Origin of the sequence: Yersinia massiliensis CCUG 53443, from assembly GCF_000312485.1 — a bacterium.
Taxonomy (GTDB): domain Bacteria; phylum Pseudomonadota; class Gammaproteobacteria; order Enterobacterales; family Enterobacteriaceae; genus Yersinia; species Yersinia massiliensis.
Genome location: NZ_HE997649.1, coordinates 125173 through 144665, shown reverse-complemented (window position 1 = coordinate 144665; position 19493 = coordinate 125173). Strand labels below are relative to the sequence as shown.

Genomic DNA, 19493 nt, shown 5'->3' with positions numbered 1-19493 from the left:
TTCTTGCAGCCAGCCCCTGAGGGCTCTAGACTAGCGGCCTGTTTTTGTGTACCTGCCCATCATTTTTGTTGGTTCAGGTCAGTACTAATACGAAGTGGAAAGCTATGCGCGTTGCCGATTTTTCTTTTGAGCTGCCGGAATCTCTAATTGCCCATTATCCTCAACCTCAGCGGAGCGGTTGTCGCTTACTGTCGCTCGACGGCCCTACAGGGGCGTTAACGCACGGTATTTTCACTGATCTGTTGGATAAGTTGGAGGCAGGTGATCTGCTGGTATTTAATAATACCCGCGTGATTCCAGCCCGCCTGTTTGGCCGCAAAGCCAGTGGCGGCAAGCTTGAAGTGTTAGTTGAACGTGTTTTAGATGACCACCGCGTTTTGGCTCATGTTAAGGCCTCAAAATCTCCTAAACCGGGTACAGAACTGTTACTTGGCGATGATGAGAGTATTCGTGCCACCATGCTGGCACGACATGACACCTTATTTGAGCTGCGTTTTGATGATGAACGGGATGTTTTCACTATCTTGAATGCTGTCGGCCATATGCCGCTGCCTCCTTATATTGATCGTCCTGACGAAGACGCTGACCGCGAGCTTTACCAAACTGTTTACAGTGAGCGCCCTGGTGCAGTTGCTGCACCTACTGCTGGGTTACATTTTGATGAGCCGATGCTGGCGGCATTGCGCGAGAAGGGCATTGAAATGGCCTTCGTGACCTTGCATGTCGGGGCGGGGACGTTTCAACCTGTGCGGGTCGATACTATTGAAGATCACATCATGCATTCTGAATATGCTGAAGTACCTCAAGAGGTGGTTGATGCAGTTCTGGCCTGTAAAGCACGAGGGAAACGTGTCGTCGCTGTCGGAACGACGTCAGTACGCTCATTAGAAAGCGCGGCTAACGCCACAGAAAATGGCCTAATCGCTCCTTTCTTTGGTGATACCTGTATCTTTATTTATCCGGGCTATCAATATCAGGTGGTGGATGCATTGGTGACCAACTTCCATTTACCTGAATCAACATTGATAATGTTGGTTTCTGCATTCGCGGGTTATAAAAATACCATGAATGCATATCAACAGGCTGTTGCAGAACAATACCGCTTTTTCAGTTATGGCGATGCCATGTTCATCAGCCGTAACCCACGGGCACCGCAAGAGACGGTTAACCCGTAAATTTTCGGTCACACACCTGGTGTGATCAGGCTAAAACAACATCGGACTGTATCTCTGATGCTGGAGGTTATGTGAAGTACGAATTACAACAAACTGACGGGCGCGCACGCCGTGGCCGTTTAATCTTTGATCGCGGTGTAGTAGAGACACCGGCATTTATGCCTGTTGGCACCTATGGCACTGTAAAAGGTATGACGCCGGAAGAAGTCAAAGAGACCGGTGCGCAAATTTTACTGGGTAACACTTTCCATCTTTGGCTACGTCCAGGGCAGGAAATCATGAAGTTGCATGGCGATTTACATGATTTCATGCAATGGCCAGGCCCAATTCTGACAGACTCAGGTGGTTTTCAGGTGTTCAGCCTAGGGGCAATGCGTAAGATCAAAGAAGAAGGGGTGACATTCCAAAACCCAATCAATGGCGATAAAGTATTCCTTAGTCCGGAAAAGTCCATGGAAATCCAATACGATCTCGGTTCTGATATCGTGATGATTTTCGATGAGTGTACTCCCTATCCAGCGGATTGGGACTATGCTAAACGCTCAATGGAAATGTCTTTGCGCTGGGCTGCGCGGAGCCGCCAACGCTTTGATGAACTGAATAATAAAAATGCATTGTTCGGTATTATACAAGGTGGCGTTTACGAAGATTTACGTGACGTATCCGTAAAAGGGCTGGTAGATATTGGTTTTGATGGTTACGCTGTGGGCGGCTTGGCGGTTGGTGAGCCAAAAGAAGATATGCACCGCATTTTGGAGCATGTTTGCCCGCAGATCCCAGCGGATAAACCACGTTACCTAATGGGCGTGGGGAAACCCGAGGATCTGGTCGAAGGTGTGCGCCGTGGTATCGATATGTTTGACTGTGTGATGCCCACTCGTAATGCGCGTAACGGCCATCTGTTCGTGACTGACGGTGTCGTGAAAATCCGTAACGCCAAGCATAAAAGTGATACTGCAACGCTAGACGAACACTGTGATTGCTATACTTGTCGCAATTATAGTCGTGCGTACTTGCATCATCTTGACCGTTGCAACGAAATACTGGGTGCGCGCCTCAATACGATTCATAACCTGCGATATTACCAGCGCTTAATGGCCGGTTTACGTCAGGCTATAGAAGAAGGTAAATTAGAGAGCTTCGTTGAAGATTTCTATGGTCGGATAGGGAAACCGGTTCCACCATTAAACGTTTGATTTTAAAATTATTGCTTTTGTATTTGTCGATCTAACGGTTACGATTCACCGCGGCTGTTATATCGCACCGATTTTACACTACTGATATTGATAACAATGAGGGAATTTTAATGAGTCTTTTCATTTCTGATGCTGTCGCATCCGCTGGGGCTCCAGCTCAGAGCAGCCCGTACTCCCTAGTGATTATGCTGGTGGTATTTGGTCTTATTTTCTATTTCATGATCCTGCGTCCACAGCAAAAACGTGCTAAAGAACACAAAAAACTGATGGACTCTATCGGTAAAGGTGATGAAGTATTGACCACTGGTGGCTTACTTGGTCGTGTTACTAAAGTTGCAGAAACGGGTTATATCGTTATTGCACTGAACGACACCACTGAAGTGATGATCAAACGTGACTTCGTTGCTGCCGTTTTACCGAAAGGTACAATGAAGGCTCTGTAATTTTCGATTTTCCCGAAGGGAATTGCCGTGTTAAACCGTTATCCTTTGTGGAAGTATCTGATGCTGATCGTCGTGATCTTCATCGGTCTGCTTTATGCACTTCCCAACCTTTATGGTGAGGATCCGGCTGTTCAAATCACTGGTGCGCGAGGAATCGCCGCCAGTGAAACAACGCTGGTCCAAGTCCGTGATGTTTTAGAAAAAGATAATATAGCGAGCAAATCTATTGCGCTAGAGAATGGTGCGATTCTGGCTCGCTTTAAAGATACTGACGTCCAGCTACGCGCCCGTGAGGCACTAGTGGCTGCGATGGGTGATAAATACGTTATCGCGTTAAACCTAGCACCGGCTACACCTTCTTGGCTTGCCAAGTTGGGCGCAGAACCGATGAAGCTGGGCCTTGACCTGCGCGGTGGTGTGCACTTCCTCATGGAAGTGGACATGGATACGGCGCTGGGCAAACTACAAGAGCAAACAATGGATACCTTGCGCACTGACTTGCGTGAGAAAAATATCCCGTATGCGACGGTGCGTAAGCTCGATAACTATGGTGTTGAAGTGCGTTTTCGCGACAATAAAACGCGTGATGACGCTATCAGCTACCTGTCTTCTCGCCACAGAGATTTGGTGATCGGCTCCAATGGCAGCAATACCTTAAAAGCTGTTATGAGTGATGACCGTCTGCGGGAAGCTCGTGAATATGCTGTTCAGCAAAACATTACGATCTTGCGTAACCGGGTTAACCAACTAGGTGTAGCCGAACCGTTGGTTCAGCGCCAAGGTGCAGACCGTATTGTGGTTGAATTACCGGGCATCCAAGATACTGCGCGTGCCAAAGAGATTCTTGGTGCGACGGCAACATTGGAATTCCGTCTGGTCAACAGTAATGTTGATGCTTCTGTTGCCGCCACAGGTCGTGTGCCGGGTGACTCGGAAGTCAAAAATACCCGTGAAGGTCGCCCTGTTGTCTTGTACAAGCGCGTTATCCTGACCGGTGACCATATTACCGATTCAACGTCTAGTACTGATGAATATAACCAAGCTCAGGTTAATATTTCACTCGATAGTGCTGGCGGCTCTTTGATGTCTAATTTTACCAAAGACAATATCGGTAAACCGATGGCGACTTTGTTCGTAGAATATAAAGACAGCGGTAAAAAAGATGCTAATGGCCGTGCGATTCTGGTGAAACAGGAAGAAGTTATCAACGTGGCAACTATTCAGTCGCGCCTCGGTAATAGCTTCCGTATTACCGGCATTGATAATCCGGCTGAAGCTCGTCAGCTTTCTCTACTGCTGCGTGCGGGTGCCTTGATTGCCCCAATCCAGATTGTAGAAGAGCGGACTATCGGGCCAACGTTGGGTTCGCAAAATATTGCCCAAGGTCTGGAAGCTTGCTTGTGGGGCTTGGCGGTTTCAATCTTATTTATGGTGATTTACTACCGTAAGTTTGGTGTGATTGCCAGTACTGCACTGTTGGCTAACCTCGTGTTGATCGTAGGCGTCATGTCCTTGTTACCAGGGGCGACATTGACCATGCCGGGTATTGCCGGGATCGTATTGACGCTGGCGGTGGCAGTTGATGCTAACGTACTGATTAACGAGCGAATAAAAGAAGAGTATAGAAACGGGCGGACGATCCAGCAGGCGATTCATGAAGGGTACAAAGGTGCCTTCTCAAGTATCGTCGATGCGAACCTAACAACGCTTATCACAGCGATTATTCTGTATGCTGTGGGTACTGGTTCGATTAAAGGCTTTGCCATTACAACTGCCATCGGTGTTGTAACGTCAATGTTCACCGCAATAGTCGGTACTCGTGCCATCGTCAACCTGCTTTACGGCGGCAAGCGCATTAACAAGCTGTCTATTTGAGGAGTACGTTGTGGCACAGGATTATACTGTTGAACAACTGAACTATGGCCGTAGAGTCTATGACTTTATGCGCTGGGATAACGTCGCTTTTAGCGTCTCGTTGCTGCTGCTGGTGGCATCGATTGTAGTGATGTCCACCAAAGGGTTTAACTGGGGTCTTGATTTCACCGGTGGTACGGTGATTGAAATTACCTTGGAAAAACCGGCTGATCTGGATCAACTGCGTGACACGCTAGAAAAAGCGGGCTTTGAATCGCCCATACTGCAAAATTTTGGTAGCACTCGTGACGTAATGGTCCGTATGCCACCAGCAACCGGCACTGCTGGGCAGGAATTGGGTAACAAAGTCATATCAGTTATCAATGAGTCAGTGGATAAGAATGCATCGGTAAAACGTATTGAGTTCGTTGGGCCAAGTGTGGGCAATGATTTAGCCCAAGCAGGTGGCATGGCGTTGCTGGTTGCGTTGCTGTGTATTCTGGTTTATGTCGGTTTCCGTTTTGAATGGCGTTTGGCGCTGGGGGCGGTTATCGCTCTGGCCCATGACGTGGTCATTACCATGGGGATCTTGTCGTTGTTCCATATTGAGATTGACCTAACCATCATCGCTTCTTTGATGTCGGTTATCGGTTACTCACTTAACGACAGTATCGTGGTATCCGACCGTATTCGTGAGAACTTCCGCAAGATCCGTCGTGGTACGCCTTATGAAATCATGAACGTGTCTCTGACTCAGACCTTGAGCCGTACTATCATGACATCAGCGACTACGCTGATGGTGGTTTTGATGCTGTTTATCTTCGGTGGTGCGATGCTGCAAGGCTTCTCATTGACGATGTTAATCGGTGTTTCTATCGGCACAGTTTCATCCATTTACGTTGCGTCCGCGCTGGCGCTGAAGTTGGGTATGAAACGCGAGCATATGTTGCAGCAGAAAGTTGAGAAAGAAGGTGCAGATCAGCCTTCAATCCTGCCGTAATAGCGTGTAAGCCTTAGTTTGGAAAATCAGCCCTGATACTCGTTGTACCTTAGAATGATTAAGGATACAGCGGGTGTCGGGGCTTATTTTGAAAATGGCGAGTCGAAGAATATTTAAGCCATTTTAATATGCAAATTGAATTATAATAATATTTGCTAGATTTAATCTATTAAGTGAAAAATGTTAAGTTAGCTTTTTTATAGGTTGTTGGTTTTATTTGATAGATTAGATAGGGTGTGTTCACTATTGTTTCTTTAGATACGAGTATTCAATAGGTACTTTGCCAGTAAGGAGACTTTCGTGAGACAAGTAATCATTCACCCTATCAGTTGTAGTCAAGTAAGTAGACTTAATATCACCTCAGATGAAAATGAAAACAATGAATCGCACAAAATAGTAAAAGATAGAATAATTAATTTATTACATGAGGTAAGTTATAAGAAAACTGATAGCAACTACACCAACTTAATGAATTTGATGGAAGACGCTCACTCAGTACCTGAGATTATAGAAGGGCTAAATAACTATTTTAGAAATAATAATAATCGAAATAAATGTAAGGTGTTAATAGAATTAATTAAAAATGAACAAGATTTTTTGAAAGACGAGAATTATAGACTTGAAGTGCGTAATGACCATTTTTATTTAGACACACAAGAAGTTAAATTGTCTTCAGATAACCCATTTCACACGCAATCAGACGAAGTATCACAGCTGATAGGTTTATATAATGATGTTATGTCACGTGAGTATAAAGGGGGTAAAGATATCAAGCTAAAGGATGATATCACTACTGTATCAGAATTTTGTGATGAAATTAATCGTATATATAGCTATATAAATTCAACAAAACGAAGTGGTCTTAAAAAGGCTTTTGATAAATTATTAGCCAATAATGACTTCTCAAATATTATCCATAGTCGTGATAATAGTGATTGTTTTTATCAATTAGTTAGAGTGGAAATTGATGATAAAAATGAGCAGGTGTGTCATACAGCGGAAAATAACATTAGCTATCTTTCTTCTGAAATAAGAGTTCGCTTATTGAACGATGAGTCAATCTCGCCAAAATGCTCATCCCCAGAGCCTGTTAAGCTTGTTAAAACCAACTTGTCGACAGCTATCACAGCAATATCAACTAATCCATTTTCCAATCAGACATCCGATGTGGAAAAAATGATTGCTATATATAATGAGATGGTCGTAAAGAAATTTAATGGCAAGAAGGGTATTGGCTTAAAAGAGAATATTGGCAGTTTGGATGAGTTATGTCATGATATTAATAAGATAAAAAATGATACTAGTGAAACTCATTCTAGCTCTCGCTATAATCTCTTGGTTGAGTTTTCTAAAAATGAATGTGTCGAAAAGTTATTAGGTAAAATGGAAGGTGTTCCAGGTGACTTCTATACGAAGCAAAAAGAATTTATTTGTAATAATGGTCTGTTGTTTCAGAGAATGTTAAATGGATATGTAAATAAAACCGAAGGAGTAAGCACGTCACAGACCGGGCATTATAATAAAATAGCTCGAGACTTAAAAAATAAAACTATCAGAGATAATACATCAATTGAGTTGGAGAGTAATGGCCATATCATTGTCAGGAGTTTTCCTGATGACAATGAAAAAATAGCGACGACTCTTACTGCCCTGCTAGAGGAGCATCAAGCCGATGGTACTCTATATCATAAAGTTGCTGAGTTTTTAACAGTATCTAAACTCGGGGCTTATATGCAACTGCAAACTCTCTTAGGGGGTAAAAATGCAGCGGTTGTCGTTAACCAAGATTCAGTTAAGACAATAAATGAAAAAATAACTAAATTAAGTGAATTGATGGACTTCATGAGTCCACATTTAAAACATATTAATTCAACCTTAGAACATTTCCCAACAAAACCAAAGTCTGGGGCCTCACTCACGCAATTACAGGACTATCATTTCGAGCAATTGTTAGCTTTTGATATGCATGCCTCAAGCTATACAGAGCCTCAAGGTCGCTTTATTTCAACTAAGCGTTGGATACAAGTTAAGTGGGGCAACATCATAGGGAGTGTGACAAAAGAAACTTATTTTGGTGGGAAAAATGATAAGCCAATAGACACAATAAAAAACCTGCGCGAGATTTTAAATAGAAATCTAAATAATCAGAATTATGAGAAAAGTGTTCTGAACGGCTTTAAGTACCAAATTGTTAACGAGGGGCTTAATAGGATAGAGCATCAGGCTAAAACACTAAACTACCTAATTAGCAACGCCCTTATCCCTGCGGATTTGGCAAAGAACTTAACCTTCGCCCTTTGCTATTCAATTGCATCGGAATGTGTTGATCTCAAACAGCAAGCTAAATCACTTAATTTCAATAGGTTTAGAACAAAAGTTAAAGTTGTTGTCCCCATAGTTGCCGCGCTGTCAATTGGTGTGTTAATTGCGGGGGGAGTCAGTACCGTCTTAGCGCCACTCGCTCCCGTTCTTGCGATTGTCATATGCAGCCTCGGAATCTACTACCTCATCACTAAATGCAAACCTAAGTTAGAAAAGAGCGATATGAGCAAACAATTGACTGCTGCTATGGATAATTTGGTTTATCAACGAGATTTCCATTTAGATAGCCATGATGTGGGTTGGATGGAAGCGTGGAAATATCGCAAAGGGGCAATAAAACGTTGGTGGTCTCAGCCTGTGATGCCTGCCAAAAAACTTGCCGAAGCGCAAACAACGACATTGATACGCAACACTGACTGATCCACCCTTTGTTGTCACGGCAGTTCGCGGTAAACTGTCGCTATATTTAAGTTCACTCATCAGGAAGCACTATGCATTGCCCGTTTTGTGCCGCTGTGGATACCAAAGTCATTGACTCCCGTCTGGTGAGTGATGGTTCGCAAGTGCGCCGTCGCCGCCAGTGTTTAGATTGTAATGAACGCTTTACCACTTTCGAAGTCGCCGAGCTGGTTTTGCCGCGCGTCATTAAAAGTGACGATGTCCGTGAGCCATTTAATGAAGATAAATTACGGCGTGGCATGCTAAAAGCGTTAGAAAAGCGGCCTGTCAGTGCTGATGATGTTGAAACCGCGATAAGCCATATCAAATCTCAGTTACGTGCGACCGGCGAACGTGAAGTCCCCACTAAGATGGTCGGTAATCTGGTGATGGAAGCACTGAAGCGATTGGATAAAGTGGCTTATATCCGCTTTGCTTCGGTGTATCGTAGTTTTGAAGATATTCGTGAATTTGGCGAAGAAATCGCCCGTTTGCAAGATTAACCAACACGTTATCCGAGTTTTGTATTACAACGTACGAACTTTTCAATACAACGAAATAGCGCCCTTGCGGCGAAAATAAGGAAAGTCATGCAGCCTGATGAGTTCTATATGGCTCGCGCCTTCGAATTGGCGCGAAAGGGGCGGTTTACGACGCACCCTAACCCTAATGTCGGCTGTGTGCTGGTTCGTGATGGTGAGATCGTCGGTGAAGGCTATCATTTACGGGCCGGAGAACCTCATGCTGAGGTGCATGCATTACGTATGGCGGGTGAAAAAGCGCGAGGTGCCACCGCCTATGTCACGCTTGAACCCTGTAGTCACCAAGGCCGCACGCCACCTTGTGCCGATGCATTGATTAACGCTGGCATTGTACGTGTCGTTGCCGCCATGCAGGACCCCAATCCACAGGTTGCTGGGCGTGGGTTATATAAATTGAAACAAGCGGGTATTGCTGTCGATCATGGCCTCATGTTGGCGCAGGCTGAGGCCGTTAATCTTGGCTTTCTCAAACGGATGCGTACCGGTTTTCCCTATTTGCAATTAAAAATGGCTGCCTCCTTGGATGGTCGAACGGCGATGGCCTCTGGCGAAAGTCAGTGGATTACATCGCCACAGGCCCGTCAGGATGTTCAGCGGTTTCGGGCTGAGAGCGCGGCGATTCTGAGTACGAGCGCCACTGTCTTGGCAGATGACCCATCCCTCACGGTACGCTGGGATGAGTTGGATATTGAAACCCAAGATTTGTATCCTCGAGATACGTTGCGCCAACCCGTACGTATAATACTCGATAGTCAAAACCGTGTGACGCCGCAGCATAAAGTGATACAGCAAGAAGGCCCATGCTGGCTGGCCCGTGTTGAGGATGATGAGCAGCTATGGCCTACTAATGTCGAGCAATTGTTACTCCCTCGCCATGGTAACGGTGTAGATTTAGTTTTGTTGATGATGCAACTAGGCAAGCGCCAAATTAATTCAGTTTGGGTCGAGGCCGGACCACAGCTGGCGGGAGCTTTGCTACAAGCTGGTGTGGTTGATGAATTGATTGTGTATATCGCGCCTAAACTGCTCGGCAGTGATGCCCGAGGCTTATGCGAACTCGCAGGGTTAACGAATCTAGCGCAAGCACCTGAGTTTGTATTTAGCGATGTGAGGCAGGTGGGGCCAGATCTGCGTTTGCGCTTGAAACCGAAGTATTAATTGAATTTTCTAGCAGAGCATCCCTCTGCTAATTACTCTCTTGCCCGCGTTTTACAAATGCGCAGGGGCGGGGCGTGAAAGAATATGATAGAATCCGCCCCCCTGCGGGGTACGAACCCATATTGAGGAAAGCTATGAACGTTATCGAAGGTGTTGTTGCTACTCCTACTGCCCGCGTGGCGATTGCGATTGCGCGTTTTAACAACTTTATCAACGACAGCCTGTTGGACGGAGCAATTGATGCCCTGAAACGCATTGGTCAAGTCTCTGATGACAACATCACTGTTGTTTGGGTACCGGGTGCTTATGAGTTGCCGCTGGTTGCCAATGTGTTAGCGAAAACAAATCGTTACGATGCTGTTATTGGTTTGGGTACGGTTATCCGTGGGGGCACTGCGCACTTTGAGTATGTGGCTGGTGGCGCAAGTTCAGGTTTGTCTACCGTGGCCTTGAACACCGACATTCCAATCGCATTTGGTGTGCTGACTACTGAAAGTATTGAGCAGGCAATTGAGCGTGCTGGTACTAAAGCGGGTAATAAAGGTGCAGAAGCTGCCCTGACCGCGCTTGAAATGATTAATGTAATCAAAGCTATTAAAGGCTGAATTTAGTTAAGTTTAAGGGGAATTCCGTGAAACCTGCTGCTCGTCGCCGCGCTCGTGAGTGCGCTGTTCAAGCGCTTTACTCTTGGCAGTTGTCTAAAAACGACATCGCTGATGTTGAATTACAGTTCCTGTCTGAGCAGGATGTCAAAGATGTAGACATCGCCTATTTTCGCGAATTGCTGTCTGGGGTTGCTGTTAACGCCGCCTCTCTGGATGCGCTGATGGCACCTGTCCTTTCCCGCCAACTCGAAGAATTAGGCCAGGTTGAAAGAGCGGTTCTGCGTATTGCACTGTTTGAACTGAGCAAACGTCATGATGTCCCTTATAAAGTGGCAATCAATGAAGCGATCGAATTAGCGAAAACTTTCGGTGCGGAAGATAGTCACAAATTCGTCAATGGCGTGCTAGATAAGGTTGCTCCGACAGTACGCAACAAAAAGTAATCTCATCATCATTACCTACCCACAGTCATTGGAGTCTTAGCTAGGCAGCTATTGAGTTAACCCCGATAAGCTGATATCGACCGGTGTTTCGGGTATCGGTGTCGCCACAGGTCCAATGATGAAGGGTATGATTAAGGCCGGGTTCCGGCCTTAATCATATATCGGTTAACATTTTTGGAATTGTATTATGGCATGTGGTGAATTTGATCTCATTGCCCGCTACTTTGACCGGTTTAGAAGTAATCGCCGGGATGTAGAGTTGGGTATTGGAGACGACTGCGCACTTCTTACGGTGGCAGAAAAACAGTTGTTAGCCATCAGTACGGATACACTGGTGTCTGGCGTTCACTTTCTTGCGGATATCGATCCCGCCGATTTGGGTTATAAATCTCTAGCGGTAAACCTGAGCGATTTAGCTGCAATGGGTGCCGATCCTGCCTGGTTATCCCTTGCTCTAACGCTTCCTAATGTCAACGAAGACTGGTTACAGGCATTCAGTGATAGCCTATTTGATCAGCTCAATTATTACGGTATGCAATTGATCGGGGGCGATACCACTCGTGGACCACTGAGCTTGACGCTGACTATTCAGGGCTTGATACCGGAAGGGCGGGCGTTGACTCGCGCAGGTGCGCGAATTGGTGATTGGATTTACGTGACGGGTACTTTGGGTGATAGTGCGGCAGGTCTGGCTATCTTACAAAATACATTACGTGTCGACGATGAAAGCGATCGGGAGGCGTTAATTCACCGTCATTTACGCCCACAACCTCGTGTATTACAAGGGCAAGCGTTAAGGTCACTGGCTAGCTCTGCGATCGACATTTCTGATGGTTTAATTTCTGACTTACAACATGTCTTGAAGGCGAGTCATTGTGGCGCACGCATTGAACTTGATGCTTTGCCATATTCTGAAGCGCTAAAAAACCACGTCGATGCTGAACAGGCGCTACGCTGGGCATTAAGTGGTGGTGAGGATTATGAACTGTGCTTTACCGTGCCCGAAATAAACCGTGGTGCATTAGATGTTGCACTCAGTAATACGGGGGCAAGCTATACTTGCATTGGTCAGATCGGGCCGCAGGCGGAAGGGGTGAAGTTCTTCCGTGAAGGAAAAGTGGTTGATCTGGATTTTCGCGGTTTTGATCACTTCTCAACGGGCAAATCCCATGGATGAAGCCAAAGGCCGCTTGCGGCTATCTAACCCTTGGCACTTGTTGGCAACTGGCTTTGGCAGTGGTTTGTCGCCATGGGCACCGGGTACTATGGGGTCTATTGCGGCCATCCCATTCTGGCTGTTACTGATTCAGCTACCTTGGCAGCTTTACTCCTTGTTGGTGATGTTCAGTATCTGTATTGGCGTTTATATCTGTCATCGCACCGCCAAAGACATGAAAGTTCATGACCACGGCAGTATTGTCTGGGATGAATTTGTCGGCATGTGGATTACCTTGATGGCACTGCCAGTGAATGATTGGCAATGGGTTGCTGCCGGTTTTATCGCATTCCGCATTTTTGATATTTGGAAGCCTTGGCCGATTCGCTGGTTTGATCGCAATGTTCATGGCGGTATGGGGATAATGATTGATGACATTATTGCCGGGGTAATTGCTGCCGCGATTATTTTTGTCATCGGACATTACTGGCCAATAAACTTATTTTGAATGGCTGATAGTCGAATAGCTGTAAGTTCAATGGCTGATGGCTGATGGCTGATGGCTAAGGTTCAGATAAATAGCGGATAAAGGCATAACCTGCGGGCTATGCCTTAAATATTAATCAGGCGAGCCAAAGATCAATTTGGCGCTCTATACCTGCGGCATCCAGACCAAATTCGGCGCGCATTTCATCTTGTTCGCCTTGCGGAATGAAGTGATCGGGTAAACCGATATTCAGAACAGGCACCAACTGCCGTTTCGCCATCAACAGCTCGTTTACGCCACTGCCTGCACCGCCCATAATGGCGTTCTCTTCTATCGTTACCAAACATTCATGGCTGGCAGCCATCTCTAGTACTAACTCTTCATCCAGCGGTTTTACAAAACGCATATCCACTAAGGTAGCATTCAAGTTATCGGCCACACGTTGCGCTTGATCCAGTAGAGTACCGAAGCACAGAAGCGCAATTCTCTCTCCTTCACGTCGAACGATACCTTTACCAATTGGCAGAATGGCTAATGGTTCGAGTGTCGCTCCTGTCCCGTTCCCGCGCGGGTAGCGTACTGCGGCGGGGCCATTGTGGTGATAGCCCGTGTGCAGCATTTGGCGACATTCGTTTTCATCACTTGGTGCCATGATAACCATGTTCGGTATGCAGCGCATAAAGGAGAGATCAAATGCGCCTTGATGGGTTTGCCCATCAGCGCCCACTAAACCGCCACGGTCAATAGCAAACAGAACAGGAAGGTTCTGAATGGCAACATCATGAATCAATTGATCATATGCCCGCTGAAGGAATGTCGAATAGATAGCGACAATAGGCTTGTAGCCGCCAATCGCCAGACCTGCAGCGAAGGTCACGGCATGCTGTTCAGCTATCGCCACATCAAAATATTGCTGCGGGTATTCACGAGAAAAACGGACCATGCCAGAGCCTTCGCGCATTGCGGGGGTCACGGCCATTAACTGACTATCTTTGGCTGCAGTTTCGCATAGCCATTCACCAAATATTTTGGAATAAGTTGGTAGAACGCCCTGACTTTTGGGTAATGTCCCCGAGGCGGGATCAAATTTGGGTACCGCATGCCAGCCAATTGGATCTTTTTCTGCCGGTGCGTAGCCTTTGCCTTTTTTGGTCATGATATGAAGAAGCTGCGGGCCTTTCAGATCACGCATATTCTTTAGCGTCTGCGTCAGCGCTTGTACATCATGGCCATCTACTGGGCCAATATAATTAAAACCCAGTTCTTCAAATAAGGTACTTGGGACGACCATGCCTTTCAGATGTTCTTCGGTACGCTTTAGGAGATCTTTAATGGGTGGCAAGCCAGAGAATGCTTTTTTACCCCCTTCGCGCAGACTGGCGTAAAGTTTCCCAGACAATAGCTGGGCTAAATGGTTGTTCAGGCCACCCACGTTCTCTGAGATAGACATTTCGTTATCGTTGAGAATAACCAGCATATCTGAGTGAATATCACCCGCATGATTCATGGCTTCAAAAGCCATACCGGCAGTAATCGCACCATCGCCAATAACACATACGGTACGACGCCCTTTACCTTCTCGCTCTGCGGCAACTGCCATGCCTAAGCCAGCGCTGATTGAGGTTGACGAATGGCCAACAGAAAGCACGTCATATTCACTTTCACCGCGCCAAGGGAACGGATGCAATCCATCTTTCTGGCGAATTGTCCCTATCTGTTCACGGCGACCCGTCAATATTTTATGGGGATAAGCCTGATGGCCGACGTCCCACACCAAATGATCAAATGGTGTGTGGTAGACGTAATGTAACGCGACAGTAAGCTCCACTACTCCCAGCCCAGAAGCAAAATGCCCACTGGAACGGCTGACAGATGCGAGCAAATATTGCCGTAGTTCATCACACAACTTCGGCAGACTATCTTTTGGCAACATGCGCAGTTCTTCTGGGTTCTGCGCAAGTGCCAATGTCGGGTATTTGGCTATATCAAGGCTCATTCGATGCTCATATCAAAAGTTAAGTTGGCATTCACGCACTGCCGGTTTATTTCTAGTTATCGCGCTGGATAATGAAGCAGGCTAATGCTTGCAAGGGCGCTATGTTATAGGATTGTGCTGAAAGGGCATTCAGGGCGCTGACCGCTTCCTGATAAAGATCCATGGCTTTGGTTCTGGCACATTCTAGCCCCAAAAGGGCGGGATAAGTACTTTTCCCAAGCTGCTGATCTGAACCCTGACGTTTACCAATTGTAGCTGTATCACCGATAACATCTAAAATATCGTCTTGAACTTGGAAGGCTAAGCCAATCGCTTCGGCGTAACGATCAAGTAATGGCAGTGCAGCACGCCCACGAGCACCCGCAGCATGTGCGCCAAGACGAACGGCTGCTCGGATCAATGCCCCTGTTTTATGGCGGTGAATTTGCTCAAGATCTTCCAGTGAAATCTGGCGAGCTTCTGCTTCCAAATCCAGCGCCTGACCACCACACATCCCTGCAACACCACTGGCTCGAGCGAGTTCAGCAATCATCGCGAGGCGATCTTTATCTGTCACATCGGGCATTGGCGCTTCAGCCAAAATTGAAAAGGCCAGTGTTTGCAATGCATCACCCGCCAAAATAGCGTTGGCCTCGCCAAACTTTACGTGACAAGTCGGTTGCCCACGGCGTAAATCATCGTCATCCATCGCGGGCAAATCATCATGAATTAATGAGTAGGCGTGGATGCATTCAATCGCCGCTGCGGGGGCATCAAGATTGGTGAGCGATAGACCAAACATTTGGCCTGTGGCATAGACTAAATAAGGACGCAGACGTTTACCACCAAGCACGGCACCGTAACGCATCGCCTCGACCAAGTCGCTATCGCTAAAAGGGAGAGGGGCGATAAAATTGAGTAATGCCTGATTGACTCGCTGCTGATGAACGGCAAGTTGCTGGCTAAAATCAACGGATGATTGGATGTTAGACATAAGGCTTACTCAGCATCGGGTGTGAAAGGTGTTAATGGTGCATCGACGTCATCGCTGAGCAGCACTTGTACGCGCTGTTCGGCTTGCAATAAGGTCTGTTGCCCAAGACGAGCCAACTGCACACCCCGTTCAAATTCATTGAGAGCCTCTTCTAGTGGAAGCTCCCCGGACTCCAAACGAGTCACAATTTGTTCCAGTTCGCTGAGTGAGGTTTCAAAACTGGCTGCTTTGGTTTCTGGTGCGATGGCTTTTTTCGGCATAGTTTTTATTCAACTCAATATTTTTATGAAACGTAGCCTTGAAGGCACGTAACGTTTTCCTGCTGGCTGAGGAGCGCTATCAGGCGAAAAACGGATTACTGGCTATTCTAGCGGATAATGCGGGGGAAATCGTGGCGTTTAAGTCTGGTTTTTAGTACGCAGTGACCCATCATATAGTGATATACTCCACGGCTTGCATGTTTTTGCTAACGTCTATCGACTGTTGCTACCAATAGCAACGCCATCACTCCATAACCAGACAACTAAAACCGCCATGAAGTTTATCATTAAATTGTTCCCAGAAATTACCATCAAGAGTCAATCGGTGCGATTGCGCTTCATTAAAATTCTCACCACAAATATCCGCAACGTACTGAAAAATCTTGAGGATGATAGCCTAGCGGTTGTTCGTCATTGGGATCATATTGAAATTCGCACTAAAGATGATCAACTGGGTCCGCAAATCTGTGATGCACTGACTCGCGTACCGGGGATTCACCATATCCTCGAAGTTGAAGATCGTAGCTACACCGATATGCACGATATTTTTGAGCAAACGCTAGAAGCCTATCGTGAGACTCTGATCGGGAAAACCTTCTGTGTGCGAGTGAAACGTCGTGGCAAACATGAGTTTACGTCTGGTGATGCAGAGCGATATGTTGGTGGTGGTTTAAATCAACATATTGAAAGCGCAAAAGTAAAACTGACTCATCCTCAAGTCACGGTACATTTAGAAATCGATCAAGACAAATTGACGCTGATCAAAGCGCGTCATGAAGGTTTGGGCGGTTTCCCTATTGGTACGCAGGAAGATGTTTTATCTTTAATTTCAGGTGGTTTCGACTCTGGTGTGTCTAGCTATATGCTGATGCGCCGTGGTTGCCGTGTACACTATTGCTTCTTTAATCTCGGTGGCTCAGCCCATGAGATTGGGGTAAAGCAAGTCGCACACTACCTGTGGAATCGCTTTGGTAGCTCCCATCGAGTGCGTTTTGTGGCGATAGATTTCGAGCCGGTAGTGGGCGAGATTCTGGAAAAAGTCGAAGACGGGCAGATGGGTGTGGTTTTGAAACGGATGATGGTGCGAGCAGCATCTCAGGTTGCAGAACGTTACGGTGTTCAGGCATTGGTCACTGGCGAAGCGCTGGGGCAGGTATCCAGTCAGACGCTAACCAATCTACGTTTAATTGATAATGCCTCAGATACGCTGATTCTACGTCCGCTGATTTCTCATGATAAAGAGCACATTATCAACCTAGCTCGAAAAATTGGGACTGAAGATTTCGCGAAAACGATGCCGGAATTTTGTGGTGTGATTTCAAAGAGCCCAACAGTGAAAGCGGTTAAGGCGAAGATTGAGGAAGAAGAATCTCATTTCGATTTCGCCATTTTAGATCGCGTCGTCAGCGAAGCTAAAAACGTCGATATCCGTGAAATTGCGGAGCAAAGCCGCGAGCAAGTGGTGGAAGTCGAAACAGTTGCTGAGTTGGCGGAAAGTGATGTATTGCTGGATATCCGTGCACCAGATGAGCAAGAAGAGAAACCGTTGCAACTGGAACAAGTGACGGTAAAAACGTTGCCATTCTATAAGTTAGGTTCGCAATTCGCCGATCTGGATCAAAGTAAAACATACTTGTTGTATTGCGATCGTGGTGTGATGAGCCGTTTGCAGGCGCTTTATCTGCGTGAACAAGGGTATACCAATGTAAAAGTGTATCGCCCTTAGATTGTGATATTTGCGGCTACTGCGCTTCACCATTCAGGGTTTGCGCAGTGTCCGCTGCTAGTTGCGATCGATCCTTCACTCGCTTGTCTAGTATTATTCCCGATAGTTATAGATCCCCGGTGGTAACACTAGCTGCCAAGCGATCTCTTCAGCTTTTTCTCTTCCGAGTAGCAAGAAAACAATTTTCAAAGCGAAATCGATAGAGGTTCCTGGTCCTTGGCTGGTGACTAAATTGACACGCCTATCATAAACCACGCGTTGGTCCATCCATTTAGTGGCATCAATTTTATCTTTGAGTGCTGGGTAACCTGTCATGTTGCCGACGGGAAACAAATTGTGATGTTCAAGCACTAATGCAGGGGCCGCGCAAATTGCCGCGACTAAACGGCCCTCATTGTGAGTTTGGCGCACTGTAGCGACCAATAATGGGCTATCACGAAAACACTCAGCGCCTTTGATCCCTCCAGGAAGAACGACAACATCAAACTTCTGATCGGCGACGTCCACCAAACGCGTATCGGCCAATAATCGCACGCCGCGTGAGCAGACAATTTCTAATGCGCCATCGCTAGCAACACTCGCTGTTGTGACTTCTATACCAGCGCGCACCAGAACATCAATGGTGGTGACTGCTTCAGTTTCTTCACTACCAGGAGCCAGGCAAACCAGCGCCGATACGCTCATACTCATTTTCCTTACGTTTAATTAAGTCATATAGCCGAGTATTTTCAGGCAGTGACATGCCATGGCTGCGCGCGCGGCGCAGTAAATAGCCGGTAATATAGTCTATCTCAGTGTGCCTTTGGCAGCGCAAATCCTGTAATAGTGAAGAGATGTTATCTGCGGTGTTTTGGATGACGTCATTGACATAACTTAGCAGGCTCTCTGTTGACGTATGGTAGCCCTCCATTTCCATCACGCTGGCGACTTCAGCGCATAAACGCTCGATTAGCTCAGGATAGCGCTGTAAATCGCCATTACGACAGTTATAGAGGCCGGTTAAGGGGTTGATGACACAATTAACCGCCAATTTTTGCCAACAAGCGGCTGAAATATCATTATGCCAAGCAACGTCAGGTAGCGCCTGATGCAGAACATCGGCCAGATGGCTGATATCCATCGTGATGGGTGACATCGGGCCAATATGAGTAATACCACTGGCGACATGGACAATCGTATTGCCATCTCGACGCGCAGCATGAGTGGTCACGCCATGCAGAAAAATATGTTCATCATGGGGAAGCTCTTGTTGTGTTCCCATCCCGTTATGTAACAGTAAGATCTGACATTCAGGGTTGAGCTTCGGCAGCAATGCCGTGACGGCACTAGACACCTGCCATGCTTTTAAGCACACCAGCAGTAATTCACTTTTCGATAAATGCTCAGGGTCGTTCGTCGGTAGATTCTGATTGAATGCTTCACCGCTTAACGTGATGACATTGACTGAACAATATGGCTGTGGGACGCGAAGCCAGCCTTGTACATCATGGCCTTGCTGATAAAGCGCAGAAAGCCATAATTGCCCTAACGCTCCGCAACCAAGCACAGTAATTTTCATGAGGCCTCCTTGGTATAAGCGGAAAATACCGTTTTTCTTTTTATAACTTATGCTTTGATTATAGACTTTTTAGCCACCAAACACAGGAGCTGTTGCTACAGAGAGTCAGTAGAACAATTGTCAGCGGCTTGGCTTTGTTTGTGGGAGATAAAGCGGTTATC

18 protein-coding genes are annotated in these 19493 nt (G+C 46.5%); 13 read left to right on the top strand and 5 right to left on the bottom strand.

Annotated elements, in window-relative coordinates:
* Positions 1 to 104 precede the first annotated feature (104 nt).
* The 12 genes from queA to pgpA all read left to right on the top strand — a co-directional run bounded on the left by queA (position 105) and on the right by pgpA (position 12840).
* Entirely contained in the window at positions 105 to 1175 is a 1071-nt protein-coding gene (gene queA / locus BN68_RS19790) for a tRNA preQ1(34) S-adenosylmethionine ribosyltransferase-isomerase QueA (RefSeq protein WP_019212929.1), read from the top strand.
* Positions 1176 to 1246: 71 nt separating this feature from the next.
* Positions 1247 to 2371, top strand: a complete 1125-nt coding sequence (gene tgt / locus BN68_RS19785; RefSeq protein ID WP_019212928.1) for a tRNA guanosine(34) transglycosylase Tgt — start codon at positions 1247 to 1249, stop codon at positions 2369 to 2371.
* A 110-nt stretch (positions 2372 to 2481) separates the two neighbouring features.
* Positions 2482 to 2814 (top strand): preprotein translocase subunit YajC, encoded by a 333-nt coding sequence (yajC, locus tag BN68_RS19780; protein WP_005166605.1) that lies wholly within the window; start codon positions 2482 to 2484, stop codon positions 2812 to 2814.
* Positions 2815 to 2841: 27 nt separating this feature from the next.
* Entirely contained in the window at positions 2842 to 4689 is a 1848-nt protein-coding gene (gene secD, locus BN68_RS19775; protein WP_071822494.1) for a protein translocase subunit SecD, read from the top strand.
* 10 nt (positions 4690 to 4699) lie between these two features.
* Positions 4700 to 5668 (top strand): protein translocase subunit SecF, encoded by a 969-nt coding sequence (secF, locus tag BN68_RS19770; RefSeq protein WP_019212926.1) that lies wholly within the window; start codon positions 4700 to 4702, stop codon positions 5666 to 5668.
* 300 nt (positions 5669 to 5968) lie between these two features.
* Entirely contained in the window at positions 5969 to 8410 is a 2442-nt protein-coding gene (locus BN68_RS19765; RefSeq protein WP_019212925.1) for a hypothetical protein, read from the top strand.
* A 71-nt stretch (positions 8411 to 8481) separates the two neighbouring features.
* On the top strand, positions 8482 to 8931 hold the full coding sequence (nrdR, locus tag BN68_RS19760) for a transcriptional regulator NrdR (RefSeq protein ID WP_019212924.1): 450 nt from the start codon (positions 8482 to 8484) through the stop codon (positions 8929 to 8931).
* An 87-nt stretch (positions 8932 to 9018) separates the two neighbouring features.
* The gene (gene ribD / locus BN68_RS19755) at positions 9019 to 10128 is read left to right on the top strand and encodes a bifunctional diaminohydroxyphosphoribosylaminopyrimidine deaminase/5-amino-6-(5-phosphoribosylamino)uracil reductase RibD (protein ID WP_019212923.1); all 1110 of its coding nucleotides are present in this window, start codon (positions 9019 to 9021) and stop codon (positions 10126 to 10128) included.
* Between the two features lie 134 nt (positions 10129 to 10262).
* Positions 10263 to 10733: a 6,7-dimethyl-8-ribityllumazine synthase gene (gene ribH / locus BN68_RS19750; protein WP_019212922.1), complete on the top strand. Its 471-nt coding sequence runs from the start codon at positions 10263 to 10265 to the stop codon at positions 10731 to 10733.
* 26 nt (positions 10734 to 10759) lie between these two features.
* Positions 10760 to 11176 (top strand): transcription antitermination factor NusB, encoded by a 417-nt coding sequence (gene nusB / locus BN68_RS19745; RefSeq protein WP_019212921.1) that lies wholly within the window; start codon positions 10760 to 10762, stop codon positions 11174 to 11176.
* A 187-nt stretch (positions 11177 to 11363) separates the two neighbouring features.
* A complete protein-coding gene (gene thiL, locus BN68_RS19740; RefSeq protein WP_019212920.1) occupies positions 11364 to 12353 on the top strand; it encodes a thiamine-phosphate kinase in 990 nt (329 codons plus the stop codon).
* Entirely contained in the window at positions 12346 to 12840 is a 495-nt protein-coding gene (pgpA, locus tag BN68_RS19735; RefSeq protein WP_019212919.1) for a phosphatidylglycerophosphatase A, read from the top strand. Before thiL ends, pgpA begins: the two co-directional genes overlap by 8 nt.
* 115 nt (positions 12841 to 12955) lie before the next feature.
* Here pgpA and dxs read toward each other — a convergent pair whose 3' ends face one another.
* The 3 genes from dxs to xseB are packed head-to-tail and all read right to left on the bottom strand — an operon-like array spanning position 12956 to position 16048.
* Positions 12956 to 14815, bottom strand: a complete 1860-nt coding sequence (gene dxs, locus BN68_RS19730) for a 1-deoxy-D-xylulose-5-phosphate synthase (RefSeq protein ID WP_019212918.1) — start codon at positions 14813 to 14815, stop codon at positions 12956 to 12958.
* A gap of 52 nt (positions 14816 to 14867) precedes the next feature.
* Complete coding sequence (gene ispA / locus BN68_RS19725; protein WP_019212917.1) at positions 14868 to 15788, bottom strand: (2E,6E)-farnesyl diphosphate synthase; 921 nt, start codon at positions 15786 to 15788, stop codon at positions 14868 to 14870.
* A 5-nt stretch (positions 15789 to 15793) separates the two neighbouring features.
* Positions 15794 to 16048 carry an exodeoxyribonuclease VII small subunit gene (gene xseB, locus BN68_RS19720; RefSeq protein ID WP_019212916.1) on the bottom strand — a complete coding sequence of 85 codons (255 nt, stop codon included), beginning with the start codon at positions 16046 to 16048 and terminating at the stop codon, positions 15794 to 15796.
* 274 nt (positions 16049 to 16322) lie between these two features.
* On the opposite strand from xseB, the gene thiI reads away from it, so the two are divergent.
* On the top strand, positions 16323 to 17774 hold the full coding sequence (thiI, locus tag BN68_RS19715; RefSeq protein ID WP_019212914.1) for a tRNA uracil 4-sulfurtransferase ThiI: 1452 nt from the start codon (positions 16323 to 16325) through the stop codon (positions 17772 to 17774).
* A 93-nt stretch (positions 17775 to 17867) separates the two neighbouring features.
* Here thiI and yajL read toward each other — a convergent pair whose 3' ends face one another.
* Both yajL and panE read right to left on the bottom strand, forming a co-directional pair.
* Positions 17868 to 18458, bottom strand: a complete 591-nt coding sequence (gene yajL, locus BN68_RS19710) for a protein deglycase YajL (RefSeq protein ID WP_019212913.1) — start codon at positions 18456 to 18458, stop codon at positions 17868 to 17870.
* Positions 18421 to 19332, bottom strand: a complete 912-nt coding sequence (panE, locus tag BN68_RS19705) for a 2-dehydropantoate 2-reductase (protein WP_019212912.1) — start codon at positions 19330 to 19332, stop codon at positions 18421 to 18423. Before panE ends, yajL begins: the two co-directional genes overlap by 38 nt.
* Positions 19333 to 19493: the final 161 nt, after the last annotated feature.